Source organism: Streptomyces sp. NPDC051662, assembly GCF_040681655.1.
Classification (GTDB): Bacteria; Actinomycetota; Actinomycetes; order Streptomycetales; family Streptomycetaceae; genus Streptomyces.
In genome coordinates this window covers 441,760-467,437 of the sequence record NZ_JBFAZD010000002.1, presented here as the reverse complement: position 1 = coordinate 467,437, position 25,678 = coordinate 441,760, and the positions used below count along the sequence as shown (strand labels likewise).

Here is a 25,678-nt window from a genome sequence, read left to right as displayed (position 1 = left end):
CTTGAGTCGCTAGGGTTGAGGGATGAAAGATGTCTATGTCCTGCATGCGGGCGCGGTATCAGCAAGTCTCTTGCTCGACCCCACGGGTAATCAACCCGCCATTCTGTCTGAGGTCGCAGTACGGCCGGATGATCAAGGGCAGGGGTGGGGGAGTGAAATCCTCAGAATGGTTTGCGCTGAGGCAGACGCTGAAGCCATCACGCTCATGCTGTCCGTTGATCCTGGACCGTACGGACTTTCTTACGAAGCTCTGAGGGCCTGGTACGGCCGCCATGGGTTCGTGGGAGATTCATCCGACGACGTCATGATTCGGGTACCTCATGCTTCGGAATAGAAGACAGCCACTTGCCCGCAGTAGACGTGTTCCCGTGAGGACTCGTCAGGGTCGTACTTCGGAGAGTCGATCTCCTCAACATCCAGCACGAGGGCACTACCTACCGCAGTGTCCGGGAGATCCTCTAGAAGCTTCTCGCGGACAAGAAGGGACAGGTCAACGGCGCCCTTACGGTCCATCGAGTATGCGGAATACTCAACGTCGACTCTGTCCATGCGGTCTCGGATCACGCGGAAGCCGCCCATGTGCTCTAGGTAGACGGCGGTTTCCCCGGTGACATGGTTGTTGAGGTCACCCAGCACTGATCCGTTAGGGATCTCTGCGAGGGAGCTGAGATAGATGACCAGAAATTCGATTGGGTCGATCCTCATTTCACCTTCATCCTCAGAAGGGCGCCCTTGAGGTACCTACGGCCCTTGACCCTTCGGCCTCGGGGGCTGGTGAACCCCCGTTCCTGCAACATCGCGTGACGGACCCTGGGATCGTTCTCGATCAGGACGTTGCCGAACCAGCCCTCATGCGAGAGCTGCACGTACGCCTCAAGGTTCTCCTTGACCGCGTTCCAGGGCAGGGCGCCGTGGCTCCTCCGGGGAGCGTCAGTAATCGCCCTGTGCAGCAGCTCGCCCGTGCGCTTGGCCACCAGGTCCCTGACACCCGGGAGCGCAAGGGCCTCTCGCTGCCAGCCCTGGTGAAGGACGAGCCTCGTACGGGCGCTCTTGGGCTCGGTCATCGCAGAGCCCTCCAAATGGACACCTTCAGGTGCCGGCGGGAGGTGTGGCCCCACCGTTCGGGTTCTCCCTCGACCTCGTACGCGTGGCCGTCGAACTTCACCCTGTCGCCTGCGGCGACGGCGGCCGTGTACGGCAGGAAGGCCGTATAGCGCTCTTGGGACTGGTCCCTTGCAGGGGAGGCAAACTCATATGCCTTGTCGGGCTGGACAGATGCGAGGCCAGCCCAGACCTTCACGGCCTGGTCCCAGTCGGGTCGGCTCGTGTACGCGGCCTTGACCCTCTCGGTAGTACGCCAGACCTCCACAGGGTCAGTCATGGGAATCAACCGGCCTCCTGAGGGTGAGGGCCGTGCCCTGGCGGCGAAGAGTGAGGGAACCGATACGGCTCCGCCTGTATGGCGTGAGGCTCGTCCGGGATGCCTGAGAGAGCGTCTGCGCCGAGCTGGGCGCGGAGAACTCAACCTCGACTTCTCCCACTCGCTCCCTGCCGATACCCGGTGCGAGAGCAAGCCAGCGGATGACCTCGGAACAGGCAACGGCCCTGACCGAGGCAGGTACAACCTCGTAGCCCCAAGAGGCTGTGAGGACCACCGCGGATTCGCCCCAACCGTCTTTGTGGGTCAGCTGTCGACCGTTGAAGGTCCATCCGGTGACCTCCCGTCCGTCTTGCCGGGCGCCGGCAACGGTAAGAAAGGTCCGATAACGAAGGGGAATGGGGAGGACGCAACTATTCGCTGGGTAGAGGGTGATGGACTGGCCAAGTCGCCTGTCCATGTCCCTCCCGCAGTAGTCTTCAATGAGTCCACAGACGTCCTCAAGGAAGGCCGCGATGCGAGGATGCTCGTCCAGGAGGACGGGACGCCCGAGGCGGGCAGCTACGTCCTCAGTGTTTGCCAGTGGCATGCGAACTCCCTAAGTAGTCAGGGGAGATCAGCCGCCAGCGGGAGCGGTCTCCGTGATGGAAATCTTCAGACCACGGACGAACTTCTCACCGATGGTCGTGCCACGAACCGAGTAATCCGGGTCTTCCTTGATGGTGGCAAGGCCGTACATCGTGTCGAGCCCGATGGTGTCCGACTTCTGGTTGTAGTTGTAGTCAACCAGCATGCGGGTAGCAATGCCGTTCACGTTCTGGATGGAGCCGGTAACGGCACCCATCGGCAGAGCCGGGCAGGCAGAAGCAATCAGCATGGCCGACTTGTGGAAGAGGAACATCTCCAGGCCGAAGCTGTTGTGAATCACGATGTCAAAGCCGTAGATACGGCCGACAGTTGCACGCCGAAGTGCGTTGGTGTCGCCGCTGTAGTCCACGGCAACAAACTCCGGGTCCTTCAGCAGGATTGCCTCAACCTCAGGACCAGCAATAAGGTATCGCTCCGAAGTCGGAACAAGCGCAAGGTTCATGTTCATTCGCGCGTCGACCAGTGCGGCACGAATCGCAAGAGCGCGGGCGCTCATGTTCTCGCCCGTACCGTCCGCCTGCGGAATGCTGACCGCAACGTCACCGCCAACGGCTTTAGCCTGAGCAGCCGTCAGGCCTGATCGGTTGATGTTTGCCTTGATGAAGGCGGCAACCGTGTCATCGAAGTACTCGGCGAAACCTCGGGTGAGCTTGGTGAGGACCTGAGCGCCGAACTGGCGGAGGTCAAAAGCTACTTGCTCCATGCCGAGCGCAGTCGCGTTAGAGGCCGAAGTAGTGAGCTGGACTGGGAAGCGGGTCTCGTTCACGAAGCCGTTTGGCGCCCGACGATCAACGTCGGGAAGTGGGCGGTCCGAAGCCGCCGCAAACACGTTCTTGTCACCCGTGATCGGGTTCTTGATCGGAGTCGAAATACCCGACTCCTGAACCGGAATCCCCCTGCTCTCTCGGTTGACGTTGATGACGTCACCGACTCCACCAGTGAAATTCAGCTCCGAGTACCGGGCTGGGATACCACCAAGTGTGAGCTGACGGTCAAGAATCCCAAGTGCGGCAATGGTTACCTGCACCGGGTTCAAATTGAAGTGGTGCTGAGTTGGCATTCGGCCTCCAAGAGGGCATGAAAAAAGCCCCCCAGGGATGGAGGGCTGAAAGACGGAGAGGCTTAGAGGAACGAACCCCCGGCGATGAAGTCAGCAAGTTCCGTGGGGTCGTTGCTGCTGAAATCGCCGGAAGTACCTCGGTTGTGACCAGCCCCCGCAAGGTGCGGGAACTCCGATCCGGAAGCCTTAGTGGGCAGGGACTCGACAAACGCCCTGACCGCATCCGCGTCAGGGCGGCTGTCGTCGCCAGCGAAGCGGTTCAGATCCAGATAGGAGAGGTCAGGGAGGTCAGCACCAGCTCTGAGGGCCTGAAGCTGAAGCTCAGCCGTCACCAGCTCGGTAGAGACCTCTCCAAGGGCGGACGTCCGGCCCTCGATGCGAGCGGTTTCAACGGCGCGCTCCTGCGCTGCCTGAAGCTGCTGAAGCTCCGTGCGGGTCGTGTTGTAGTTGCTCTCGTTCTGGCGAGAGAGAGCCTTCCAGCGGTCTCGGTCGGCGGTGACCGCCTCCAGCGTTGGAGAGGCAGGAGGCGTGACAGGCGGAGTGTCCGAAGGATTGCCCATTGTCTTGGGGGTTGTGGAACTCTCGCCGGCACCATCGTTCTCAGTTGTCATACACGGTTCCATTTCGGAAGAGGGGCCGTGCCGTTTCGGCCGGTCATGTTTTAAATAGGCGCCGAACGCATCTGGATAGGATGCCGTTTGACTATTGGCGCCTCATGCGCTTCCCTACATTCATGCAGGAATTCACTCCGTATTCCGCGGGCGAGATTACAGACGAAATAGTCGATGCGGCTTACGAGATCGCTGATGGCTGGTAACAGGGCACTCGAATTGACTGGGAAGAGTTGCTGTACCGCCTCGATGGCACAGAGCTGAAGGACGGACGGAAGCTCTACATGCCGGAAGACATGTTGAGTCCGGCTATCGCAGCCCTTAAGAAGGCTGTAAACGCGGCTAGGAGAGAGGGATAGTCGTGAAAGCTGAGGGGGCTGGCTTGCTAGGAGTCAGCCCCTAACCTCGTTGATCTTTCGGGCAGCGTTTCCGCTGTTGCCCTGCGGAGGCTTTGAAGCGTCCTGCTTGGCGGCAATAGCTGCGGGGTCGTGCCGGGGTTGAGGCGGCGGCATGAGCTTCTGAATCTCGGCCTGAGCCATAGCGTCCTGCTTCCGCATTTCGCGGAAGTCGGATACCTGAGAGGAGGTAAATCCCGCCTCGAACCACAGGAATTCGAGGGGAACGTCAAGCTGCTTCAGCTTGAGCAGTGCGTCAATGTGTTGCGCTTCAGTGCGGTACTCGGGGTCACGCCAACGCGTCTCCATTTCGAAAGCGTCCTGGCGCTTGTCGTCTTTGACTGCAAAGCACAGTCTGATGATTCGCTCCCAGGATTCACCGAAATGAAGCATCCGCTCACGGACCTTAGCGACTAGTCCGGCCTCGGCCGAGATGATCGCTTCGCCGGAAGGCGTGTTGGAGGAGTTGACCAGGAAATAATGACTGGGGACCCTGGAGACGGTGGCGAGATGTTGAACGAGCATGTCAACCAACGTCACGTAATTCTTAAGGTCAACCGGCTGGAATACGCCGAAACTCGCGTTGGGGTCCTCAGCCTGCAAAAGCTTGTCCAGGCCGACATTGAACGGAGCAACAGGGTTGCCGTTCTCGTCCTCCTGAATCTCAATTCCCGTGACCCAGCGCTGAGGATAAGCAGCCATCTCGGATGCCGTCAGGGCATCCATGGTGATCTTGTTGATTGCATCCTGGATCGGTACGCAGTTCGCGAGATCAGAGGTGGGCTCCATGCCGAGCCGAGATCGGTTCTCGAAAGGCACGACGGGAACCCTCTTCAGGGGGTTCGACTGCCGTACGCCCTGGTCCCATTCGGTCGTGCCGTATGCGACCTCATAGACGTACTCCTCGGTCCACAGCGTGACCTGTTGCCGGCCCCAGGCATCCATCTCGAACCGTGCCGCAGCCTCCAGCTCCCAGAGGGAGCCGGGCTTGTAGCTGACGGCCATACGGCTACCGGGGACGGGCGTGATGGTCGGCTCGCCCTGGGCGTCCGCCCAGACGACGACGTATGCGATACCCGTGATCAGAGACTCAAGGTGCACCGAGGTCGAGTAGGCATCCATGCAAGAGCGCTGCCAGAAGGACCGTGCATCCCTGCCGTCGTCTTGGCCCGGAATGCGGAAGGAGTCGACATGAAGGCGCTCATTCGTGGCGTCGATGATCGTGCCGCAGAAGTTGTCTCGCCACTGCTCAAAAACACTGGCGAAAGCGGCCTTATAGCGCATCTGTGAGAACGCAAGCTTCTGCTGCTCTCCCTCATAATAGGCGGAGTACGCCTTAGAGGGGTGCATTGGACCCGGTATCTTTCCGTACAGATACATGAGCCACTGTTCCGGATTCTCTGGCTTACCGATGAAAGAGGTGTGGCCTCTTGGCGGAACGATCATAAATGGGCCCCCTTAGAAGCCCACTACGCGGCTCCTGCGAATCTTTAGACGTCCATCCGAGATGGCATCGGCTCTGGCCTCCAGAGCTAGAACGGAACAAACAGCTAGGTCGATCTTGCGCTTAGAGCGCGGACTGTCCTTCTGGATGAGAAGGCCCTGAGGGACTTCCCGAGTAACGGCGTTGAGAACGTGTCGGGTCAGGTGATGGTCTCCGTCATGCTTCAGGTCATTGACCATTGCAGCAGTACGGAACCGTTCGACAGCCTGAGCCATTCTCGTCGGCTTATTGGTCCAGAACTCGTAAACGATGTCGTCCCCGTGCTCGATGGCCCAACGGCCGATGTTCTCTTGCCAGTAGGGCGGGTCAGCGTAAAACCATTCGACGCGATAGCGGCGGAACGTTTCTGCTACTGCGGCCTCTACAGCGAGAACGTCAACTTCCCAATCATCAGGAGCATTCTCGGGTCGCTCCCAAACCCCAATGACGAAAAGCTTGGCATCGCGCAATCTGATTGCGACCAGCCCTGTTGCGTCACCGCGGATCGATCCGTCGAAACCGCAAGCCACTTGATCCCCAGGAATGATCGCGTCCTCCTCATCGAGGCAGGCGTCCCACTCGGCCTTGCTCATCCAGCCGTCCGAGGACTCCGCGATCTGGTTGAAATAGAAGCGGCAATATGTGCTGTCGGGAGTCGTGCGGTCAAACAGGATCGTTCGCGTCAGACCCTCAATGTCGGCCCATGACGCGTCGCCATACGCTTCAATAAGAGCGGCGCGGACCTTCTCCGCATCCCGAAGATCCTCCAGGGCAATGGAACCCTCAAGGCAGTCGTACAGCCAATAGCCCTGCGCGACCATCTCACTCTCGTGAATGATCTGGGCCACGCTGTCTTCGTTCGGGTTGTAAGCGTTAGTCGTGCAGACCCAGCGGGAACCCGCCTTGGTGGTCTTCTCGATATTCCGCTTCAGAGTTTGATAGAAGTCCGGACCACCGTTGGAACTAACCCAGTGATGGACCTCGTCCATAAGTGCGAATCACGCAATGACCGGGGCCCCAGCAGACGAGTCCACTGGGGCCCCGGACAAAGGTCGGGCGATTCCCCTCGTTAGTCCTGCCGGCGGTAGCCTTCGGCTTGATGGAACCGGGCTTGCCGCTCTTGAACTGGACCACCATCTTGCCGATGTCCAGGCCGTAAACTGCTTCGGCTGGAGACTCCGAGAGCATTCCTCGGATCATGTCCATGGTCTGCTCTGTTTGGTCCAGCGCGGTAGCGCCTATCTGCACGACCGGCAAAGGGACAGGCTTACCGACAGGAAGACCGAACGAATCGAAATGGGAGAACCTGCAAGGGCCCAGGAATTCGGCAATAGCGAGGGCAGCAAGGAGAGGTGTCTTCCCCCAGCCCTTTGCACGTCTTAGAGTGGCTGCCGAGTAGTGCCATGATCCGTCAGGCTTGATGGCGTAGAACCACAAGACGAATCGGAGCTGCTCGGGGTTGAACAGCCAGGGCTCACCGGCCCTGTCACCGTCAGGCTGGACGATGAACTTCTGAGCCCATCGGATGATGCCGTAACCGAGTGTCTCAGTAGGCTTCGGGACCCCTGCGGGAAGATTTCCTGTCTGCAAGGATCACCGCCTATTTAGGAGCCGTTCAGTAGCTTGTAAAGCTCCTCGTCAATGTCCATCTCCACACGGGCCGGAGAAGGTGCCGCGGTCTCTTCCTCGCCCGGCTTCTGGAAAGTCATTCGGAGCCGCGAACGATCCTCAACCGTGGCCCCCCACTTGGCGACCCGCTGACGGATCTCACCGGCTAGCTTCAAGTCGCCCTTGAAGAGGCCATCAACGAGCTTTGTTGTTAGTTCCAGCTCGGCCCAGTCGGTCTCAGCCCATGCGGCCGTCTGCGGCGCGGTGCTCCACGTCTTCCAGAACCGCTTGGCGCCAGAAGTTGTGATCCCGAGTCCCTTAGGCAGCTCACGGCCCTTCTGGGCCTCCGCCGGCAATGTCTGTGCTCCCGGGTGAACGTTGCGTCGCTGAGCGTTCTCCTTGGGGGCAGGTCCTCGTGTCATCGGAGCTGCACCCCCGGCACATCGAGGCCGTACCCGTACAGGTCGCCCAGGTCCTCAAGCTCAGAGGCCGCCTCCTGGTGCCAGCGCACCTTGCTCTGAGCACGGTTCGGTTGGGTCACTGACCTCAGGTGGGAGTCCTCGGGCGGCTCCGCCTGGGCGTCGTACATTGGTGCATCACTTCCCTGAGGTGACAACAAAAAAGGCCCCTCCTCGGGGGCCTGGCGGTCTGATCAGCAGGGCTCGAACCTGCGGCCCCTCGCTCCCAAAGCGAGTGCTCTACCAGCTGAGCTATGACCAGATGACGGGGCGCCGGAGTTGAACCGGCCCGCCGCCTTTTCCCTCGGGTGACTAGCCGTCGGTACTCGGGCAGCGCTCTCCGTGAGCTTGCCCCCAGCCCTATCGTTGCGCCGGTCAGAGCGCTATTTTCGGGCCTTGCGCTCCCTGCCGGATTCGAACCGGCGGCATCCACCTCGACAGGGCGGTGTTCTATCCGCTGAACTAAGGGAGCGTGCGCGTGTTACGTTGTGAAATTCGAACCCGTGTCTCGACCCGCTCCGGACCCTCGATCCTTAAGGAGTAGGTTTCTACAGTGGTGGGAATTCATTAGCTGCGGGATCGAAGGACCGTAGATTGACGGGACGGGGCCAACGACCCTCCTCTTTGAGCTTTGCCACGTTCGCCAGCAAGTGGGCAGGGAGTCGTAGCACGTCAAGCTCCCCAGCACCTGTCGGCACTGAAAGTCTGTGTCCGCAGCTCAGCTCAAGGACCTTCCTGGCCTCGTTGTGCGGTACGGACTTGACGTCGACCGTGACAGCTTCGTAGCAGCTCGGGCAGTGCAAGGTGGCGTCCATGAGAGGTTCGCTACCCAACTTCGGTACTACATAGGCGTGTTACGGGATTCGAACCCGCGCTACCGCCTTGAAAGGGCGGCGTCCTGGGCCACTAGACGAAACACGCTAGCCATCCGTCCCCTGATCAGGGGGAGTTTCAGGCTAAGGGGAGCTACCCCGCCGTTGACCATCCTGGATTTGAACCAGGGACCCCGCCCTTATCAGGAGCGTGCTCTAACCTGTCTGAGCTAATGGCCAGTGCCGGTTTTCGCAACGTAGCTCCGGAAACTACGGACGGGGAGAGTTTTGAGTAGGAGTGGTACCGTCAATCACTCCTAGTTAGCCCTGGCGGACTCGAACCGCCGCGCCCCGGGATTTCACTCCGGTGCTCTCCCGTGACTGAGCTAAGGGCCGTTACTTCTTCCGCCGGTCCCTGGCCGTCTTCTCCTCGTGGCATCGCCGGCACAGGGTCTGTGCGTTATCGAGCGCCCATGTACCGCCCTTGGCGATCGGCAAGATGTGATCGACCTCCAGGCGCTCACAGGCGCCGCACACAAGACAGGCGAAACTGTCACGAGCCAGGGCCCTGGGCCGGACCTGTCGTTCCCAAGCACTGTCCTTGAGCAGGTTCCTGGCGCTCTTGCGGGCCCAAGGCTGCTCGGACGGGGCATGCTCCCCGCATCGGCCTGCGCGAGCGGTCCGCTTAGTGCAGCCATGCACAAGGCAGATGGAAGCGGCGCGCGGCATACTCACCCCCGTTCGATCGCGTGTTCTGGGTGAGTGTTTCGCTCACGGCTCTGAGGGGTGGGCTGGTTCTTGCCTTCGGATCTAAGCCGTGACCCCCGGCGGCTTCTGGTCTGGCGCCGGGGTCACCCTCTGCCCCCGTCCTACGCCTGGGCGGCGTGGTCGGCCCGGAGACTCGGCCGAGAGGAAAGCTTAGATAAAGGGAGTCCTTGATTCTGCTTACCAAGTCATCACCATTACGCTACTCTCAGTAAGAGAGTAGCTACTGATCTAAGTAAACTTCGCGTCTTTCACTCTCGCTAGGTATGTACTTGTCCTGTGAGGTGGCATCGGACGCGAAGCGGGGGACTGAGACCTGGATCACAGTGCCGTGATTGGGCGGTGTAGGCGCGTAGGCGGTGCCGGTAGAGTCGGCTACGGCTCCGCGCTCCCGTCCGCTGGAGGTCAGTGAACGTTGAACGAGTGATCGGAATGGCGCGTAATGAGGAAGCCGATTCTCCCTGACAACGCTGAACTGCTGAAGAGAGAAGCACTCGGCATGTCGCGTGCGGAGATCGCCGCCGAGTTCGGTGTAAGTCGACAGGCAGTCGCAAAGCGCTTCAATGACATGGGCAAGTACAGTCGCGGGCCCATCCAAGATGTGACCGCCGCACTTCCATGGGACATTGCTAACCACCCGGCTAAGAAGAAACTGTGGGCACAGCAGCCGTACCTAGGGCTCAGGGCGTTTCTCCGGCAAAGGATGGGTGCCGAAGTTTCTCAAAGGTCTCAACTGGCGCTTAGAGCCTTCCTTAATCATGTTGTCCAAGGCGAAGTCCTGGACCTACATGAAACTCAGGGGGCTCACTACGTTCCGCGCGATCCCGAGCGGGACGGGGAGCTTGTCATCAGGTGGCCCAGGTCTGTCCCGCTCGACGACGAGCGGAAAGCGTTGTTCCGTCTAAAGGTGGTTGAGGCGCCCCCAGAGAGTTAGACGGGGTTCTAGTGCAGGGCCCGTGCCGGAGCTGTGCTGAGCGGGGCTATTTTCTTAATTCTGATACGAAACGCGGGAGGCGCCCACGCTTAGTGACGGGGGCGCCTCCTGGGGGACTGGCTTAAGGTTTCTGGCGTTCCTCGGCGGCGTCGCTTGAGGCCCACCACACGCCAAGAGCGAAAAGGGTTTCCACTCCGACGTTTTGATACAGCTTGGCGAGTTCGTTTTTTACTGTACGAAGGCTCAGATTCATTTCCTTCGCAATCTGAGCGAGGGCGTATTGCTTGGCCAGAAGTCTGAGGATCTGCCGGGACCTGGCGTTGGTCGCTCCGTCTGTCGGCTGGGCGGTCTTTCCCCCCAACCAGGGCTCTGCTCGATCCCACTGATCCTCATAGATGCTCTCCAGGAGTGCCAGCATACCGGAATTCGTGACTTTGAAAGCTCTGGCCTTACTGCGCTCACCTGTCAGATCGGAGACGAAAGCGAATTTCCCGTCAATAATGATCATTCGAGTGATGTGAGCGGACAGCGTCCGCACCTCCGCGCCGTGAGCGCTTACCGTGCTCGCCCACTCACGCTCTCCTGCGCGGGCCCTCGCGGTGTCCGGGTAGATGGTGCGGTACCGGATTCCCCTGCTGAGTAAATCAATGTCCTGCACTGCGGACGAGCGCAACATTTCAGGATCACGGTCTGTGGGATGCGCCGTATAAATGTAGTGCCCCGCACTTTGCACGGCCCGGGAGATAGCGGCGGTGGCAAGATCTAGACGAGGAAGGTATTCCACGCCTCCGCTGTCGGTGTTCTGTGCGTGGCCCAATCCCTCGTACAGCTCAGCCGCGCGCTGGGCACGGTTGAGGTGATGCCTGATCCGGCCGTGTTCCTCTGCCAGGGCCTCACGCTGGGCTCGCCGTGGATCCCCCGCGCCCCACAGGTCCGCAAATGGATTCTTCGCGGCTAGACGGTGTTTGATGAGTTCTTGGAGATCGGGTTCCGACTCCGGCACCTGGGCGCCATCGGCTAGCCGCTGCCACAGGTCGCGGGCGGGTGCTGACAGCTCGTACGGCTGTGTGTGAACCGACTTGTGTGCGTCGCTCATTCGTCCTCCTGCCCGGTCTCGCGTGCACCTTGGTGCACTGCACCAAGGGGCACGATTGTTGACTTGATCTACGCCGTGCTGCGGTGCAGCCTACAGAGTGTGATCTTCCGATCGTACGTATGGGTACGGCGGTTGAGAGATGAATGGCGCCCAGGGGCGGACGCCCCCCGTACCGCGCCAGTTAAGGCCCGGGGAGGCGCCGGGGGGCCTCCCCGGCATCGCTCACTCGGGGTCAGCGCAGTCTTCGCAGTCATCTTGGAGGGGTTATGAGGCAACGGCGATTCCGGGGGTTCCTGGCTGCCATGGCGCTTGCCGGCGTGGTGGTGACAGGGTCGACCGCCGAACTGGCCGGTTGGGGGCAAGCCACTGAGGGCGATACCAACTGGGGATCTGGCCCGGTCGTTGAGAGTCCTGAGCCGGATCCCAACTGGCCCGCGCCTCCGGCTTCTGCCGCGCCGTCCGATACGAATTGGGGATGACAAACGGGCGGCCGTAGCCGTAGAGGTGGAGTACGGGGGCTGGGCGGGGGTGGGTTACGCACCCCCGCCCGTCTGTTTCATCAGCGTGGGGGGCAAGGCAAGACGTGAGCACATTTAGCGCGAGAGCGGAGCTGCGGCGGGTGGTGGGGGAGGCCCTGCCCGTGATGCGGACAGACGTGTACGGCTCCGAGTCACTACGGATCATGCGAGTAACGACGCTGACCGCTGGGACGTACTACATCGTTACCGAGTCTGACGTGTTGTTCCCGGAGGATCACACGGCCTTTCAGAGGCTCAGCATGGAGCTGGGGGCTCCGTGGGGAAACCGAGTTGTGGAAACAGATGTCTACGGTCACCCTCACAAGTGGTTTCCACTGTCGAGCCGTTTCCTGGTGCACTTGGTGCATCCGGCGGTCCATACCGAATGGGGGACGCATGACCGATCGGTACAAGCGGGTAGCGAGTATGACGCGATCCGTCAGTCAGCTTGAGCAATTTGAGAAGTGCCCCCGACAGTACGAGCTGCGGAGGGTGGAGAGGATCGTTCCTCGGCCTGCCGCGTGGTCACACCAGGGCAGCGCCTTCCACGCCGCCATAGAGACGTACGAGGTGAGCGGGCGGAAGCTCACCGCGGACCAGGTCGCGAACATGTTTCACAGGGACTACTCAACCCGAGTGAGAGAGAGCCTCAAGGAAGAACCCGATTTGGACCGCTGGATGACCGCCGGCACCGGGGGAGCGTCGGACATCGAGGCCCGGTACGTTCTCGGGCTGGAGCAGACACGGGCCTACGTCCGGTGGGCAGAGGGCGCCGGGCCTGTCATCTGGAGAGACGGTCAAGGGGCCGGAGTCGAAAGACACTTGACGGCGTCCATCTCGGGTGTCACCGTCCAAGGCTACGTGGACCAGCTCCTAGCGCAGCCGGACGGCGCGGTACGAGTGCGGGACCTCAAGACGGGTAGTACGAGGTCGAAATTTCAGCTTGAGACGTACGGGGTTCTGACGCGCAAGGTATTGGGGCTCACGGTCAACGATGCTGACTGGTTTATGGCCAAGACGGGAAAGCCGTCACGGCCCATAGACCTGACCAAGGTCACCGAGGAAGCCGTGGGCGCGCGGTTCGTCAGCATGGACCAAGCCGTGAAGGATGCCGTGAATGCGGGAGACTTCGCAGCGAAGCCGGGTTTTCACTGTCGCTTTTGCGATGTATCTCACGCGTGCTCCGCTCGGCGAGTGTAGAAAACCCGTTGATCTTGTGCGTGATCCCTGCCTATCCTGTGAGGCAGCAGACCCGCCCCTCGTGGGGCTTTTTTTAACCACAGTTAGTTGCCTCCTGTGTTGCGAGGGGGTTGGGTTAGTCCTTGCAGTGAAAGGAAGGTGCGTCGTTGTTCTCTCTTGCTCAGTCGGTGAATATCAGGGGAGCCGCAGGCGAGCCACTCCCGAACACGTTCAAGTCGCTCAGGAGGCTAGAGGTCGAGTTCCGCCGTGCGGAATTGTCTCTGGTCGTTGCCGGCCCAGGTACGGGAAAAAGTCTCTTTGCGTTGTTCCTCGCGATGACGGCGAACGTTCCTGTCCTGTACTTTTCCGCGGACTCCAGCTCCGCCACGCAGGTAACCAGAGCCACGGCCATGATTACGGGAGAGGATGTCAGGGCGGTGAAGCAAGCCTTGGCTGACGATGATTTCTCGGCGTATGAGCACGCTCTAGGTGAGCGCTGGTGGACTCGTTTCAACTTCTCGGCCAGGCCAGGGCAGCAGGAGATCGAGATTTACCTCCTGTGCTATCTGGAGGTGTACGGGTGCACGCCACATCTGCTGGTGGTCGACAATGTGACGAATGTGGACACCGGAGTCGTTGGCGACGCAGAAAGCTATACATTCGGCCTTGAGGGGCTTTGTGAATATCTCTCCGAGATGGCTCGGGAGACGAGTGCTCATGTGCTTGGCCTGCATCACGTCACAGGTGAACACTCGGACGGGCTTAATCCCATTCCTCTGAGTGGAGTGAAAGGGAAAGTGCATCGAGTTCCCTCGCTCATTCTCACCATACATAAAGAGGTTGACGGGATGAACTCTCGGATCCTCCATGTGAGCCCCGTGAAAAATCGAGAGGGGTTCGAGGACTCCTCGGGGGGGACTTTTGCCAGCTTCCGACTCAATCGCTCCAACTTGCGACTGGAGGAGCTTGAGGAGGAGCTTCCGGGTTCTTTCGTTCCTAATTAGTTGCCTCCTGTCATTGAAAGGCTTACTTTGAAAATGGAGAGCAGATCAGTGGTTCACGGTTCCAGAGGCGGCTTCAAGGCTGAGCGGGAGTTCGGGTTTCAACTCGAAAAGCGCTTCCCTCGCCTGGACCTGTCCGAAGTAGAAACTGAAGGCGTGGCAATCGTTATAGAGATCGATAACGCGAGCCGTCTGAACCTCTATCAGCTTTCCAAGGTTCTCATAGGCGCGGCCAGCGGGGGAGTCAAAACCGCTGTCATCGAATTCGGGGACAAGGGACTAGTTGCGGCAATCCCGCTGTTCAACTTCTTCGCCCTGGTGGAGGAGAACGCCCAACTCAAAGAATTTCGAAAGCTAGAGGCGGCCATCCGGACGGGGGTCTGATGGCAGCACCTAGGAAAGGATTCAAGGAGTGTACGAAGTGCGGGAAAAACAGATCTGAGAGGTTCTATACGTCCACTCGGGGGAAGGTCTGTTCATCCTGCCGGAAGGTCGCCCGCCGTCAGGCAGCTCGCAATACGCGTATCCAGGCGACTTACGGGCTGTCTGCTGAGGAGTACCAAGCGCTCTTCGAAGCACAGCACGGAAAATGCGCAATCTGCCGAGAAACTCGAAGAGCAAATTTGGCCGTGGACCACTGTCATAAGACGGGGGCGGTTCGCGGCCTTCTTTGTGCCCGCTGCAATGGCCAACTCTTAGCGCGGGGGGCAAGAGACCGCCCTGAGGTTCTGCGCCGGGCAGCGGACTACTTAGAGGACTATCCAGCCTGGAAAGTCCTCGGACCACGCTACACATCCGACAAGGAGAATGAAAATGGCTGACGCCCAGCGCACAACGGTTGAGAAGCAGGTTGTAGAAACCAAGAAGATTCCTTCGTTCACGCTGACACTCACTGAGGAAGAGGCCATGGCGCTTGTGGCATTGAGCGCGAACGTCAAGGGAAACGCCGAGAATTCTCCGCGCAAGCACACCGATGCTGTCTATTACGCGCTCAAGAGCGCTGGCGTCAGCACCTACGGTAATCCCATCCTCGATCAGCTTTCGGGAAGCCTTCGCTGGCTCAACGAGCCCAAGACGTCGTATCTCAGTTTCTGAGATGCGCGCCGCCAATATCTCAACATCGTCAAGGAGTTCTCATGGCTGAAGCCAAGCGCACGATTATTGAACAGGAAGTCACGCGAGTCACGAAGGTGCCGGGTATCACCCTCACTCTCACTATGGAGGAAGCGGAAACGCTCATTGCAATCGCCGCGAAGGTCGGCGGCTCCAGGGAACGCACTGTGCGAAAGCACGTCGACAGTGTCACTAACGCACTGCTGATGATGGGAGCCCGGGACTGGACGACTGAAGATCACCCGTTTCAGAACATTACACCAGGCTCCTACATCTCCTTTCAGGAGAAGAAGGAACCCTATCGATGGGGTTCCCGGAGCTAATGAGTCACGCCTACACAGGATCGGACCCGGCACACTCACGGAACTGGCGCGGGAACTTCTACACGTGGCAGGCCGCGGCCCGCAAGTATGAATTCCCGGTGACAAGGTACAAGGTTGGCCCCAATGGTGAGCGTCAGCCCATCGAAACCGCCAATCGTTAGAGTCCTCGCCCATTACTACGGGCTTGAGACAAAGGTGACGAGGGGGCGAGTGAGGATTGCTTGCCCCCTCCCTTCGCATCCGGACTCAAATCCCTCCGCATCGGTGGATCTCGATAATGACCGATGGAACTGTTTCGCATGCAGCTTGTCCGAGGACTCTTACGCTGTGATCATGAGGGAGGAAAAAATTGGCTTCGCTGAAGCCAAAGAACTCGCATGTACCCAATTCGGTGCTGATCGCCAAGCAGTACCACGAGACGTACAAGGGCAGCCCAGCCGAGACGTACGTGACGGGCCGGGGTCTCGGAGATGTCGCAGCCAAGTTCGGCCTGGGCTACGTCCGTTCGGCTCAACCTGGTCATGAGCGGTACGCGGGGAGCCTCTGCCTTCCGTACCTGCGCCCTGCCGGCGGTGACCAGGGGGTTGCAACCATACGGTTCCGCTGCATCGCAGACGAATGCGTAAAGGACACTGACGGCCGCTACCTCTTCCACAAGGGTGAGAAGGAACAGCACCAGGGCCACGGCAAGTACATGAGCCTGCCTGGCGACCCGCCGAGGCTCTACAACACCCCCGCGCTCATTAAGAGTAGTGCGGTCCTGGTGGTGGTTGAGGGCGAATTCGACACTATGTCTTGGCACATTGCGGGAATCCCCGCCGTGGGAGTACCAGGCACCGGCACATGGCGCGATTATTGGACACCCGCCCTACTAGGCTACGAGACCGTTTTTCTGATCGCGGAAGACGGGCCTGGGCTTGCTTTTATGGACGAACTCGCAAGCAGTCTGCCGAACGCCACACCTATTCAGATGCCGGAAGATCAGGACTCGAATGCGGTTCTTCTCCGGCACGGTCCGGGGGTCCTGAAAGAACGGATCGGATTGTGAAATGGCTTTCGGAGAGCGGGAATGAAGTGGTGGGGCGCGCCATCGGAACTGTCTCCCCGGCCTTATTTCTCTATCCTGCTCCTCCGCTCGGCGAACCGATGTGCCCCACTCAGAAGGGAAAGAATTGATGTCCACCACTGCGATATCTGAGATCACTGACGAGGACGTTCTCTCAACTCTCCGTAAAGTCGTGGCAGAGCGCCCGGAATACGTGTACTCGGCTCCGGAGCACATGGGGGCCACCAAGGACGGGAGTGTCTGCTTCTACGTGCACAAGGACGAGGATGGCACCAACGTGGCCGCCGGCTGCGTAATCGGTGTCGTCCTCCACCGCCTTGGCATCCCGCTAGATGAGCTGGAGAAGCAGGAGGGGGAAAATGCACGAGATGCACTCACCCGGCTTGTTCCGGCCCTCTCCCGGTGGGTGAAGGAGGACCTGAATCGCATGCAGATGCACCAGGATAACGACGTTGCTTGGGGTCTGGCGCATGCGATGGCAGTGGGGGAGACAATTTGAAAAGAGTAGTCGTCATATCGGATCTCCAAGTTCCGTACCACGACGCGAAAGCACTGAACAACCTCATCAGTTTCATTGGCGACTACCAGCCTGATGAGCTGTATCAGATTGGTGATCTAAACGACTATGAAACACCGTCTCGTTGGAATGAGGGTACACGGCGGGAATACAGCCAGCAGGTCAAGTCCGAGTCGGACAAGACGAAGCGTTTCGTGTTCGACCCTATCCGGGCCGTCTACTCAGGGTTCTTCGGAGTCCTGGAAGGAAATCACGACCTCAGGCCAAGGACGTATCTGAGCAACCGAGCCCCTGCCCTGGCTGAGTTCTCCGAGGACTTCCACTTTTCCAGGCTGCTGGACTTCGGAGGATTCGGAGTCAGCCTGATCCCGCCGTTTCACACAGTGGGGCCGGACACTCAGCTGATCCACGGCCACGAGATCAAGGGTTTGTCGGGCATCGCCGGTACCACGGCCTTCGGTCACGCAACGAAGGCCGTGCACAACATCGTGATGGGACACACGCACCGGCTGGGTGTTCGCCGCCAGGGCCCCAGCCACCTTGGAGGACTCCGCTGGGGGTTTGAAGTGGGACACATCATGGACCCCCGGAAGGCTCAGTACCTCGGACCCGGCGCTGTGGCCAATTGGCAGGCAGGGTTCGGGATTCTCTACGTCGGAGACCGCGACGTATCTCCCTATCCCGTGGATATCCGTCGAGACGGCTCATTCGTTGTTGAAGGCGAGTGCTACGGAATGCTTGCCCGTGGCGCTGGTGGACGATTCGCAAGGAAGGGGCTGGCGCGTGACTGAGATCGACTGGGCCCACGTGGCGGAAATCGCAGATAAGGCGGCTCGTTCCATCGCCTCTGCCTGGAGCGTGGTAGAGAAGGACGACGTCAAGCAGGCAATACTCCTCCACGCATACGAGCGCCGGACGCTCATAGAGCGCACCTACGAAGACCCATTCATCTGGGCGTTCTGCAAGAAGGCCGGAAATCAGTACGCCTCAAAGGAGCGTGACGCCAGAGACGTTGAGGACGGGAGGTACTACTACACGCCCGACGAGGCGAAGTCAGCACTTGCCACCTTCATCTACTCCGACGAAGAAATCGGGCAGATGCTTGGAAAGAGAGACGACCTCCTGTCATGCCGAGTCACTGACAATCTCGTCTCTGCACGGCTGGATGCCTCTGCTGCACTCAACCGGCTCACCAAGAGCCAACGTAGCGTGCTGATGCGCCGGTACGTGTTCGGAATTCCTCCAAAGGATGACACAGAGCGCAAGGCAAGCAACCGCGGCCTTGATGCGCTTGCGCGCCAAATGAACCGCGACCTGAGGAAGGAAAACGCATGAACTGCGTACCCCAGACAACCCTTCGTGGCTACACAGTGAGCCTTAGTTCCCTGTCGGCTCCCGTGGCCTTTTCGCTACCGAATTAGTTGCTTCCTGTGTTTTGTTCGATGTTCTAGACGACAAGGAGAAGAGCTGAATTGAGCTTCCCCAATCCTTTCGATGGAGGCTCCCCCTGGGGAGAGCCGGAGACCTCCAAGGAGATCAAGCCCATGGCTGCTTCTGGTACGGCTGCTATTCCGAGCCCATTCAAAATCGGCATTACACTCAAGGCCGCAGCAGGCTATGACGCGGAGTGGCTCACGCCGACCGTATTCGGTGCCACTGGAGACGAGGCCGCAAAGCGCGTCCGGGAACTGGTGCAGGCGCTTGCGGACAACGGGGTCATTGAGCTGGTCAGCTCGGCCGCTGTGAAGATGAGGGACACTCACCAGCCCCTGACCGGCAAGGCCGGAAACTCCACTCCCAAGACATTCGCGGGCGGAAAGGTCCTGCCCGCTGCCCATGCTGCCGCACCTGAGGGCGACCCTTGCCCCCACGGCCGGACGCTGCGAGAGGGGCAAGGTAAGAACGGCGGATGGGCCGCGCTCTTTTGCAACGCACCGAAAGGGAATCAGTGCGATCCGCTGTGGCGGCAGAAGGACGGTTCCTTCGAGTAAGGCTTAACAGTTCGCTTTAAGGCACCTCATAGGGGGCCGAGGTTTCCTCGGCCCCCTTTTTTTGTTCCACGCGGGGGGTCGGTGGGATTCTGAGACTACTTGACCTTTACTGCTGCCAGGGGGGCGCAGGAAAAGGGTACTCAAATGCAGGATTTGAAGTCGTGGGGGTCGACATTGTCCCTCAGCCTCGTTACCCCCTGGAGTTCGTGCAGGGCGAGGCGATCCAATTCCTTCTGAACTACGGCCATCAATTCGACCTCATCCATGCCTCATGCCCGTGTCAGTTCTATAGCAAGACGCAGCGGATAAGGCAGAACCATCACCCGGACCTTTTGGCGCCCACGCGAACAGCGCTTAATGCCATCGGCGTTCCCTGGGTGCTTGAGAACGTAATGGGGGCTCTCCCCGAAATGAGGGATCCCGTCATGCTGTGCGGAGCGTACTTCGGGCTCAAGACCTATCGCCACAGGCTCTTCGAGTCAGGGGGCTGGACTCTACCCCAGCCCGAACACGCCCCCCACATGAGACGGCAAACAAAGATGGGACGGAGACGTAAGCCAGGGGAAATGGGGTATTACGTTGGGAATTTCATCGGTGTTGAAGATGCGAAGGACGACCTTTGCGTTCCCTGGATGTCCCGCGAAGGGGTTCGTGAGTGCATCCCACCTGCCTACGCGGAGTACGTGGGAGAGGCATTTATCGAACAGCTGGAGTAGAGGGGAGGTCGTTTGAAGCGACTCGCTTACCGGCTGAAGGGGCAATCGGTGTCAATTCACGTTGTCGAGTCTGAAAGAGACCTTCCTCAGTTCGAGGAATTCATCTCTCGGCATCGTATCCTCGGATTCGACACGGAGACCACCGGCTTGGACTATTGGGCCCCTGATTTTCGATGCCGGCTGGCCCAGCTCGGCTCTGGCTCAGAGACATGGGTGATCCCCGTGGAATTGGGCCCGGTTTTCTCTGAGGCCGTTCGTCGCGCCCTTCAGCGTCTTGAATGGCTGATTGCGCACAACGGAACCTTTGACCTCCACGTCGTTGAGGTCGCGCTAGGAATCCCCATGGAGGAGCTTGCTCCGAAGATGTGGGATACCCGGCTACTCGCGCATCTGGTTGACCCGAGAGCGGTGAAGGAGCGGGGGCCTGGTCTCAAGCTGGAAGAGCTGACCAAGCACTACATCTGTGAGCAGACCGCACATGAGGTCAAGGGCTCCATGGCTCTCATAGCCAAGAAGTACAAGACTACGAAGGAGAAGATCTGGAAGCTTGTTGAGCTGCTAGATCCGGATTTCTTGCTCTATGCGGGAATGGACCCAGCGCTTGTATTTCGGCTCTTCCAACTCCTCTACCGTCTTGTACCGGCTCGCTCCAAGGCTCAGGGCCTCATCGGCTGGGAGCACCGACTAGCCCATGTCACAGCCAAGATGGAGCGCACCGGGTATCTACTCGATGTCGAATACGCCGAGAGGTGCTGTGCGGAGCTAGCAGCAGAACAAGAGCGCTGGGAGGCCGTTGCTCGGTCGTTCGAGATCGAAAATCCAAACTCTAACGTCCAGCTCGTTGAGGCATTTACCCGCATGGGTGTGCAGTTGACCAAGCGCACGAAAAGGGGTCAACTTGCGATGGACGATGATGTACTCAGCGGGCTCAAGCATCCGCTTGCGAATGCGGTAATCAAATCGCGGAAGGCGGGAAAATGGCGTAAGACGTGGTTTCAGCGGGCGTTGGACGGACGGGGCCCGGATGACAGGGTTCACGGATCCATAAATTCTCTCCAGGCCCGCACATCTCGCATGACGGTCACTGGGGTAATTCCGGCAATGACGTTCCCCGCTGGGGACGGATACGTTCGCCATATGTGGCTTGCCGACGAGGGCCACGTTAGTTGCTCAATCGATTTCGGCAACATGGAGCTTCGCTACTTGGCAGCATTCTCCCGCGATCCGACGATGCTTAAGGCATTCCTTAAAGGCGAGGATCTGCATCAGATCACTGCCGATGCGGCTGGGGTAATTCGCAAGGTCGGTAAGATGGCCAACTTCTTGACAGTATTCGGAGGCGGCTGGTCTGCCCTCATGGAACAAGCAAACGTCGATGAGGAGACAGCCCGTCGCGTCTTGGAGGCGTTTAACGGGACCTACCCAGGGGTCGGCGCCTTTGGAAAGAAGCTCGCAGGTGAGGCCAGGCGAACGGGCTGCATCTATACGGCAACCGGGCGTCGGCTACCGGTGGATGCCGGCAAGTGGTTCCGCGCGCTGAATTACTTCATCCAGGGCGGTAGCCGCGACGTGACGGCTCGTGCCCTGCTGAAGCTCGACGGGGCTGGTTTCACGCCATACATGAGATTGCCGATTCACGACGAGATCGTATTCAGTTTCCCCGAGAAGGAAGCATCTGAAATGGCACGCGAGGCTTCGAAGCTAATGGAATTCTCTGTGCAGGGGCTCCTGATTCCGACTGATGCCGAGATCGGAGAGCGCTCCTGGGGAAGTGTGCTGGAACTTGAGAAAAGTAAGCACTGAGGGAGAATGATGACCGAGAACGAAAACGAGACCGCGGGATCCTTTGAGGACCTGATTTCCGGCATCGAGACACAGTTGAACGCCGAGCGATTGCACAAGCAGGGCGCCTACGCCATCACTGCGGCCCGCATCTCTGGGACGGTAATCACTGAGGCTGTGGCCTCTGGGGTTCCCCACGAGCTTGCTGAGGACATGGCGGCCGACACCTGGAATTCCCTCATGGGCCTGTCGGCATTCGAGGGCGTGGATGCCGAAGGCTGAGATTGCTGGTCACCGGCTCACGCGCATCGGCTGATGCTGGCCCCGTCGGGAGGGTCATCGGTGACGTGCGGTGGCTCGGGAGGCGGGCCGGCACCAGTCGACTGGAGCAGACACGGCAGGCGTACGGGGTTCCTCCGCAACGCTGAGATGGTTCGTGCTGGGGCTGAATCACTGCCTCGCCTTCATCCAGAGCGGCAGCGTAGGAGCCTTTATTGCGGCGGAGCTTGCCATGAAGGCTGGAATACCAACGGAGATTGTCGAACAGGGGGAGTGATGTTTGAAGACATGGAGATGGACTGTGAATGATTCACTCGGAACCCAAGTTGAGGCAGGGGACTACGTACTCTCGGCCTCCACCACGCAGGGTCGGGTCAAACTGGGCCGCGTTGAGGCAGGACCCAACGGGCTTCGTATGACCGTCGAGACCTCCTTTCACGGGGGTGAGCGGGAAACGGGCCACCCCAAGCGCCAGGCGTTCGGCCGGAACATCATCGTCCTACACAAGGCAGACGGCACCACTCCAGAAGCCCTCAGCGTGGCCTATGTGTAGCGGCTTGCCTCATGCCGATGAGGTTGAGTGGCCTAGCGGGCTCGGCGCCGGGAGGCAGACCCAACCCGGCCGGGGCGCTGAAGGGGTGACTTGGGGGCAGTGGCCTTGAGCCAGGACCTAGGTGCAAGTGCCTCTGACCTGCGCCTCTCTGAGACTGACTCAGAAGGCCGGACCGTCACGTGGGTTGCCACCGAAGCGCCGGGCTCCATCGAGGCCCATCGTCGCCTTCTCGAACTGTTGTTCTCAGTGGAGTCAAGAGAAGGCTGACGTATGATCAGCTAGCCATACGACGACCCCGGGAGCGTTTCTCAGGCCCTCCCGGGGTCGTCTCGCCAGTCGTGAAGGGACTGACATGGGTAAGTCTGTCATATCTGCAATCGATGCCGCAGCCAGGGCGGCAAATACATCAGCCCTGCGAGCCGTTGATTATCTGCGCGTTTCCACCGAAGACCAGACAAAGGGTTACGGCATCGCCTACACAGGTAGGCGGGCCGCCGCACACATCGCGCGTAAGGGCTGGACCCATGTCGGCACCTTTACTGATGAAGGCGAGAAAGGCACGCTCCCTTGGGAGAAGCGTGAGGGCGCGACAAGGGTCATGGAGCTAGCTGTTCAGGAGCCTCGCCCCTTCGATCTGGTCTGTGTCTATGAGACTCGGGCTATCGGCCGTCGGAACCGTGTTTTCTGGGAATGGGTCTGGAAGCTCCAAGACCTGGGAATTTTCGTGGCTGTTGTTGACGACGACATTGACAACACAACCGAAGAGGGCGAGTCGCGCATGCGTGACAAGGCCAACGAGGATTCCAAGGAGCTTTCCAAGATTCGGAGGCGTACTCAGGGCGGCATTCAAGAGAAGGCTCAGGTTGGCGGCTTCCCCGGTGGTCAGGCCCGCTACGGATACCGCATTGAGAACCAGGGGCGGAAGGGTGAACAGCGCTTGGTTCTTGACGTTTGCGATGGGGGTGAGGCGTGCTCCCGTACGGACCCCTGCGATACCGTTCACGAAACTGCGGTTCTGCGATTCGCCAGGAACATGGCCGTGAAGGTTAAGGGAAATTGGCAGAAGGTCGCCCTTTACCTTAATGCTGAAGGCTTCTTCACGCGCTCTGGAAAGCCCTGGGCTGCTCCCAACATTCGGGGTCGTCTCATGGATGAGGATCTGTTGAACGCGCGCTACGTATTCCGTAGTGCGAGGAATGCTCAACTCCGACCGGATGGCAATCCAGTATGGGGCGAGTCCATCACCCTTCCCCTGGAACCGATGTTCACCCCGGACGAGGTTGCGGAGCTTCGGGCAGCCACGGCCAAGCCCAACCGGGCATCGCCCGTAGAGGGGAGGGTTTACACCCTCTCAGGCCGAGTGGTGAGCATCTGTGGCGGACGCTATGTAGGCGGTAGCTCCGCTGAGGCGGAGACGTTGCATTACCACTGCAACGGTAAGACGGAAAGCTATGCCGGCGCGGGAACGTGTGCCTGTCCCCAGATCTATGCCCAAGGCGTTGAAGATTGGGTGTGGGGCAGGATATGTGAACTACTTGGAGACGTTGAGCGACTCAAGGCCCTGGCTGAGGAGTGGGAGGGCGTGTCGGCTAAGCAGACGATCGACTATGCCTCTCGGCTCGCTTCCTTGGATCAGAAGATCGCCGAGAAGAACGACACGATAGACCTCATGATGACTGTCGCCGCAAAGCAGGTAACTCGCCAGGGGCTCAAGGGCTTCGCGGCTGAAGCCGCTGTTGAGGAGAAGCTGAAGCCCCTCTATGACGAACTTGATCAGCTTCGGCGGGACCGCGATGAGGTAGAGGTCTGGCAGAAAGAGTCCACTTCGGCTGATCAGCGCACCAAGGAGCTTCAGTTCCTCTCAGAAGCGGCAGCGGGTCGTTTGGACAAGTTCACCAAAGAGCGGCAAGAAGAGTGGATTGGACTGCTTGACATTGAAGTCCGGTTGCTTGAGAGTCCGCCCCCGATGCACCGAGGTTTGGCCTGCCCTATTGGTGACTGGTTCAGGGAGCATGAGAGGCCGGTGCCGAACCTTACTGACAACGTGTGGAACGAGATCGTTGACCTTGAGGGGTTTCCGAACGGGGGCCTTGTGCCTCGCCAACGGGGCGGGCTCGCCCCCAGGACGATCCTGGAGGCGTTCTTGCGGAAGGCCCGTGCTGGTGTTGCCTGGTCCGTACTGAACGCTGAGAGCGGTTCTAAGGGGTTGATTGGCCACTGGAGGCGGTGGAGCAACTCAGGTCAATGGGAACGCGTGATGGAGGCCATGAAGGGCTGTGACGGGGTGCCTGTTGCCCCCCGTCACGCGCTCCCCAAGATGGAGATGACTGGAAAGGTGCGACCGGGGATTATCCTCGCGGTGGTCGGGACTGTCCACGAGCACCACGCCCGGGAAGTGGACCCTTCGGCAGCGGCATATTGCTCATCAGGTCGCCCATCGCCCGCAGCCGGTCGTTGGCCGCCGTCACCTGCGGGCCCGCCAGCACCCGGGGCAGCTTCAGCATCGTCGTACGGACCTTCTTCAGCGGCACCTGGCCCTCGCCGTCACCGACGATGATGTCGTGCACCGGCACGTCCACCACGATGCGCGCCATGCGCTTCTTCTCGGCCGCCAGCAGCCCCTTCACCCGGTTCGGGTTGCCCTCGCCCACCAGCACGATGCCCGCCTTGCCGACGGCCCGGTGGACGACGTCCTGGTTGCGGTTCATCGCCACCGCGGGCGTGGTGGTCCAGCCGCGTCCGACGTTCTCCAGAACGGCCGCCGCCGCTCCCGGCTGGCCCTCCATCTGCCCGAAGGCGGCTCGTTCGGCGCGGCGGCCGAAGACGATCGCCATCGCGAGGAACGCCAGGATGAAGCCCAGGATGCCCAGATAGATGGGGTGGTTGATCAAGAAGCCGACCGCGAGGAAGACACCGAAGGTGACGATTCCCACACCCGCGACGACAAGACCGACCTTCGAGTCGGCCCGCCGGGTCATCTTGTAGGTAAGGGCGATCTGCTTCAGTCGCCCCGGGTTCGCAGCAGTGTCTGCGTTTTCCTTCCTCGCCATGCCCAGAAGTTTACGTGGCGTGGGAAGTGGCCTCGGACACCGCCTCCAGTACATGCTCCGTCTCGACCCGGTCCCTGGCCCTGCGACGGTCCTCCAGCACGGCCGTCCAGGCGTTACGGCGGGCCGTGCGCTGGCCGCCGCTCAGAAGCAGGTACTCCACGGCACGCAGCGCGGTGGAGACGGAGGGCAGCACCATGCGGGTGCGGGGGGTGGCCGCGGCCACCACTTCGGTGACGGGTCGTACCGGCGCGACCTGCATGGCGGCGGTCCCTTCAGGAGCGGTGAAGGTGAACGTGAACGGAGAGGCGAAAGCACGGACACCTGTACGCGGAACGTGCATTC

At 60.0% G+C, this 25,678-nt stretch carries 31 protein-coding genes, 6 tRNA genes and 1 pseudogene; 18 read left to right on the top strand and 20 right to left on the bottom strand.

The window, feature by feature from the left end; genetic code table 11:
- Nucleotides 1–22: 22 nt before the first annotated feature.
- Nucleotides 23–334, top strand: coding sequence for a GNAT family N-acetyltransferase (locus AB0M67_RS04820; protein ID WP_365742597.1), 312 nt, complete (start codon nt 23–25; stop codon nt 332–334).
- Here the strand turns inward: AB0M67_RS04820 and AB0M67_RS04815 are convergent.
- The 17 genes from AB0M67_RS04815 to AB0M67_RS04735 form a co-directional block, all read right to left on the bottom strand.
- Nucleotides 319–705, bottom strand: a complete 387-nt coding sequence (locus AB0M67_RS04815; RefSeq protein WP_365742595.1) for a hypothetical protein — start codon at nt 703–705, stop codon at nt 319–321. The two genes, AB0M67_RS04820 and AB0M67_RS04815, sit on opposite strands and share 16 nt — an antisense overlap.
- Complete coding sequence (locus AB0M67_RS04810; RefSeq protein WP_365742593.1) at nt 702–1,064, bottom strand: hypothetical protein; 363 nt, start codon at nt 1,062–1,064, stop codon at nt 702–704. The genes AB0M67_RS04815 and AB0M67_RS04810 overlap by 4 nt, the downstream gene beginning before the upstream one ends.
- Nucleotides 1,061–1,381, bottom strand: a complete 321-nt coding sequence (locus tag AB0M67_RS04805) for a head-tail adaptor protein (protein WP_365742591.1) — start codon at nt 1,379–1,381, stop codon at nt 1,061–1,063. Before AB0M67_RS04805 ends, AB0M67_RS04810 begins: the two co-directional genes overlap by 4 nt.
- A complete protein-coding gene (locus tag AB0M67_RS04800; RefSeq protein ID WP_365742589.1) occupies nt 1,374–1,967 on the bottom strand; it encodes a phage gp6-like head-tail connector protein in 594 nt (197 codons plus the stop codon). The genes AB0M67_RS04805 and AB0M67_RS04800 overlap by 8 nt, the downstream gene beginning before the upstream one ends.
- Nucleotides 1,968–1,994: 27 nt before the next feature.
- Nucleotides 1,995–3,086, bottom strand: a complete 1,092-nt coding sequence (locus AB0M67_RS04795) for a hypothetical protein (RefSeq protein ID WP_365742587.1) — start codon at nt 3,084–3,086, stop codon at nt 1,995–1,997.
- A gap of 62 nt (nt 3,087–3,148) precedes the next feature.
- On the bottom strand, nt 3,149–3,697 hold the full coding sequence (locus tag AB0M67_RS04790) for a hypothetical protein (RefSeq protein WP_365742585.1): 549 nt from the start codon (nt 3,695–3,697) through the stop codon (nt 3,149–3,151).
- Between the two features lie 392 nt (nt 3,698–4,089).
- Nucleotides 4,090–5,538 (bottom strand): phage portal protein, encoded by a 1,449-nt coding sequence (locus AB0M67_RS04785; protein ID WP_365742583.1) that lies wholly within the window; start codon nt 5,536–5,538, stop codon nt 4,090–4,092.
- Between the two features lie 12 nt (nt 5,539–5,550).
- On the bottom strand, nt 5,551–6,564 hold the full coding sequence (locus AB0M67_RS04780; RefSeq protein WP_365742581.1) for a hypothetical protein: 1,014 nt from the start codon (nt 6,562–6,564) through the stop codon (nt 5,551–5,553).
- A gap of 615 nt (nt 6,565–7,179) precedes the next feature.
- Complete coding sequence (locus tag AB0M67_RS04775) at nt 7,180–7,539, bottom strand: hypothetical protein (RefSeq protein ID WP_365742579.1); 360 nt, start codon at nt 7,537–7,539, stop codon at nt 7,180–7,182.
- A 62-nt stretch (nt 7,540–7,601) separates the two neighbouring features.
- Complete coding sequence (locus tag AB0M67_RS04770) at nt 7,602–7,772, bottom strand: hypothetical protein (protein WP_365742577.1); 171 nt, start codon at nt 7,770–7,772, stop codon at nt 7,602–7,604.
- A 58-nt stretch (nt 7,773–7,830) separates the two neighbouring features.
- A tRNA-Pro gene (locus tag AB0M67_RS04765) sits at nt 7,831–7,903 on the bottom strand.
- Between the two features lies 1 nt (nt 7,904).
- A tRNA-OTHER gene (locus AB0M67_RS04760) sits at nt 7,905–8,001 on the bottom strand.
- A gap of 39 nt (nt 8,002–8,040) precedes the next feature.
- Nucleotides 8,041–8,113, bottom strand: a tRNA-Asp gene (locus AB0M67_RS04755).
- 376 nt (nt 8,114–8,489) lie between these two features.
- Nucleotides 8,490–8,562: transfer RNA gene (locus AB0M67_RS04750), tRNA-Glu, on the bottom strand.
- A 56-nt stretch (nt 8,563–8,618) separates the two neighbouring features.
- A tRNA-Ile gene (locus tag AB0M67_RS04745) sits at nt 8,619–8,693 on the bottom strand.
- An 81-nt stretch (nt 8,694–8,774) separates the two neighbouring features.
- Nucleotides 8,775–8,849, bottom strand: a tRNA-Phe gene (locus AB0M67_RS04740).
- The gene (locus tag AB0M67_RS04735; protein ID WP_365742575.1) at nt 8,850–9,182 is read right to left on the bottom strand and encodes an HNH endonuclease signature motif containing protein; all 333 of its coding nucleotides are present in this window, start codon (nt 9,180–9,182) and stop codon (nt 8,850–8,852) included.
- A 478-nt stretch (nt 9,183–9,660) separates the two neighbouring features.
- Between AB0M67_RS04735 and AB0M67_RS04730 the strand changes: the two genes are divergently transcribed.
- Nucleotides 9,661–10,152 carry a helix-turn-helix domain-containing protein gene (locus AB0M67_RS04730; RefSeq protein WP_365742573.1) on the top strand — a complete coding sequence of 164 codons (492 nt, stop codon included), beginning with the start codon at nt 9,661–9,663 and terminating at the stop codon, nt 10,150–10,152.
- Between the two features lie 121 nt (nt 10,153–10,273).
- Here AB0M67_RS04730 and AB0M67_RS04725 read toward each other — a convergent pair whose 3' ends face one another.
- A complete protein-coding gene (locus tag AB0M67_RS04725) occupies nt 10,274–11,248 on the bottom strand; it encodes a LuxR C-terminal-related transcriptional regulator (RefSeq protein WP_365742571.1) in 975 nt (324 codons plus the stop codon).
- Between the two features lie 914 nt (nt 11,249–12,162).
- On the opposite strand from AB0M67_RS04725, the gene AB0M67_RS04720 reads away from it, so the two are divergent.
- The 16 genes and pseudogenes from AB0M67_RS04720 to AB0M67_RS04645 form a co-directional block, all read left to right on the top strand.
- Nucleotides 12,163–12,966, top strand: coding sequence for a PD-(D/E)XK nuclease family protein (locus tag AB0M67_RS04720; RefSeq protein WP_365742569.1), 804 nt, complete (start codon nt 12,163–12,165; stop codon nt 12,964–12,966).
- Between the two features lie 146 nt (nt 12,967–13,112).
- Entirely contained in the window at nt 13,113–13,949 is an 837-nt protein-coding gene (locus tag AB0M67_RS04715) for an AAA family ATPase (protein ID WP_365742567.1), read from the top strand.
- Nucleotides 13,950–13,982: 33 nt separating this feature from the next.
- On the top strand, nt 13,983–14,330 hold the full coding sequence (locus AB0M67_RS04710) for a hypothetical protein (RefSeq protein ID WP_365742565.1): 348 nt from the start codon (nt 13,983–13,985) through the stop codon (nt 14,328–14,330).
- The gene (locus AB0M67_RS04705) at nt 14,330–14,767 is read left to right on the top strand and encodes an endonuclease VII domain-containing protein (RefSeq protein WP_365742563.1); all 438 of its coding nucleotides are present in this window, start codon (nt 14,330–14,332) and stop codon (nt 14,765–14,767) included. Before AB0M67_RS04710 ends, AB0M67_RS04705 begins: the two co-directional genes overlap by 1 nt.
- The gene (locus AB0M67_RS04700; RefSeq protein ID WP_365742561.1) at nt 14,760–15,041 is read left to right on the top strand and encodes a hypothetical protein; all 282 of its coding nucleotides are present in this window, start codon (nt 14,760–14,762) and stop codon (nt 15,039–15,041) included. The genes AB0M67_RS04705 and AB0M67_RS04700 overlap by 8 nt, the downstream gene beginning before the upstream one ends.
- 41 nt (nt 15,042–15,082) lie before the next feature.
- Complete coding sequence (locus AB0M67_RS04695; RefSeq protein WP_365742559.1) at nt 15,083–15,382, top strand: hypothetical protein; 300 nt, start codon at nt 15,083–15,085, stop codon at nt 15,380–15,382.
- Between the two features lie 123 nt (nt 15,383–15,505).
- Nucleotides 15,506–15,907 carry a CHC2 zinc finger domain-containing protein gene (locus AB0M67_RS04690; protein ID WP_365742557.1) on the top strand — a complete coding sequence of 134 codons (402 nt, stop codon included), beginning with the start codon at nt 15,506–15,508 and terminating at the stop codon, nt 15,905–15,907.
- Nucleotides 15,831–16,430, top strand: a complete 600-nt coding sequence (locus AB0M67_RS04685) for a topoisomerase (protein ID WP_365742879.1) — start codon at nt 15,831–15,833, stop codon at nt 16,428–16,430. The genes AB0M67_RS04690 and AB0M67_RS04685 overlap by 77 nt, the downstream gene beginning before the upstream one ends.
- 127 nt (nt 16,431–16,557) lie before the next feature.
- Complete coding sequence (locus AB0M67_RS04680; protein WP_365742555.1) at nt 16,558–16,947, top strand: hypothetical protein; 390 nt, start codon at nt 16,558–16,560, stop codon at nt 16,945–16,947.
- Nucleotides 16,944–17,756, top strand: coding sequence for a metallophosphoesterase (locus AB0M67_RS04675; RefSeq protein ID WP_365742553.1), 813 nt, complete (start codon nt 16,944–16,946; stop codon nt 17,754–17,756). Before AB0M67_RS04680 ends, AB0M67_RS04675 begins: the two co-directional genes overlap by 4 nt.
- The gene (locus AB0M67_RS04670) at nt 17,749–18,300 is read left to right on the top strand and encodes a hypothetical protein (protein ID WP_365742551.1); all 552 of its coding nucleotides are present in this window, start codon (nt 17,749–17,751) and stop codon (nt 18,298–18,300) included. Before AB0M67_RS04675 ends, AB0M67_RS04670 begins: the two co-directional genes overlap by 8 nt.
- 209 nt (nt 18,301–18,509) lie before the next feature.
- Nucleotides 18,510–18,956: a hypothetical protein gene (locus tag AB0M67_RS04665; protein ID WP_365742549.1), complete on the top strand. Its 447-nt coding sequence runs from the start codon at nt 18,510–18,512 to the stop codon at nt 18,954–18,956.
- Nucleotides 18,957–19,042: 86 nt separating this feature from the next.
- Complete coding sequence (locus AB0M67_RS04660; protein ID WP_365742877.1) at nt 19,043–19,672, top strand: SAM-dependent methyltransferase; 630 nt, start codon at nt 19,043–19,045, stop codon at nt 19,670–19,672.
- A 48-nt stretch (nt 19,673–19,720) separates the two neighbouring features.
- The gene (locus AB0M67_RS04655) at nt 19,721–21,475 is read left to right on the top strand and encodes a DNA polymerase (protein ID WP_365742547.1); all 1,755 of its coding nucleotides are present in this window, start codon (nt 19,721–19,723) and stop codon (nt 21,473–21,475) included.
- Between the two features lie 9 nt (nt 21,476–21,484).
- Nucleotides 21,485–21,736 (top strand): hypothetical protein, encoded by a 252-nt coding sequence (locus tag AB0M67_RS04650; RefSeq protein ID WP_365742545.1) that lies wholly within the window; start codon nt 21,485–21,487, stop codon nt 21,734–21,736.
- 902 nt (nt 21,737–22,638) lie between these two features.
- Nucleotides 22,639–23,142, top strand: a pseudogene (locus AB0M67_RS04645) (recombinase family protein); the annotation flags it as partial.
- A gap of 1,492 nt (nt 23,143–24,634) precedes the next feature.
- On the opposite strand, the gene AB0M67_RS04640 reads toward AB0M67_RS04645, so the two are convergent.
- On the bottom strand, nt 24,635–25,336 hold the full coding sequence (locus AB0M67_RS04640; protein WP_365742543.1) for a DUF4191 domain-containing protein: 702 nt from the start codon (nt 25,334–25,336) through the stop codon (nt 24,635–24,637).
- A 10-nt stretch (nt 25,337–25,346) separates the two neighbouring features.
- Nucleotides 25,347–25,532 (bottom strand): hypothetical protein, encoded by a 186-nt coding sequence (locus AB0M67_RS04635; protein WP_365742875.1) that lies wholly within the window; start codon nt 25,530–25,532, stop codon nt 25,347–25,349.
- Between the last annotated feature and the right edge of the window lie 146 nt (nt 25,533–25,678).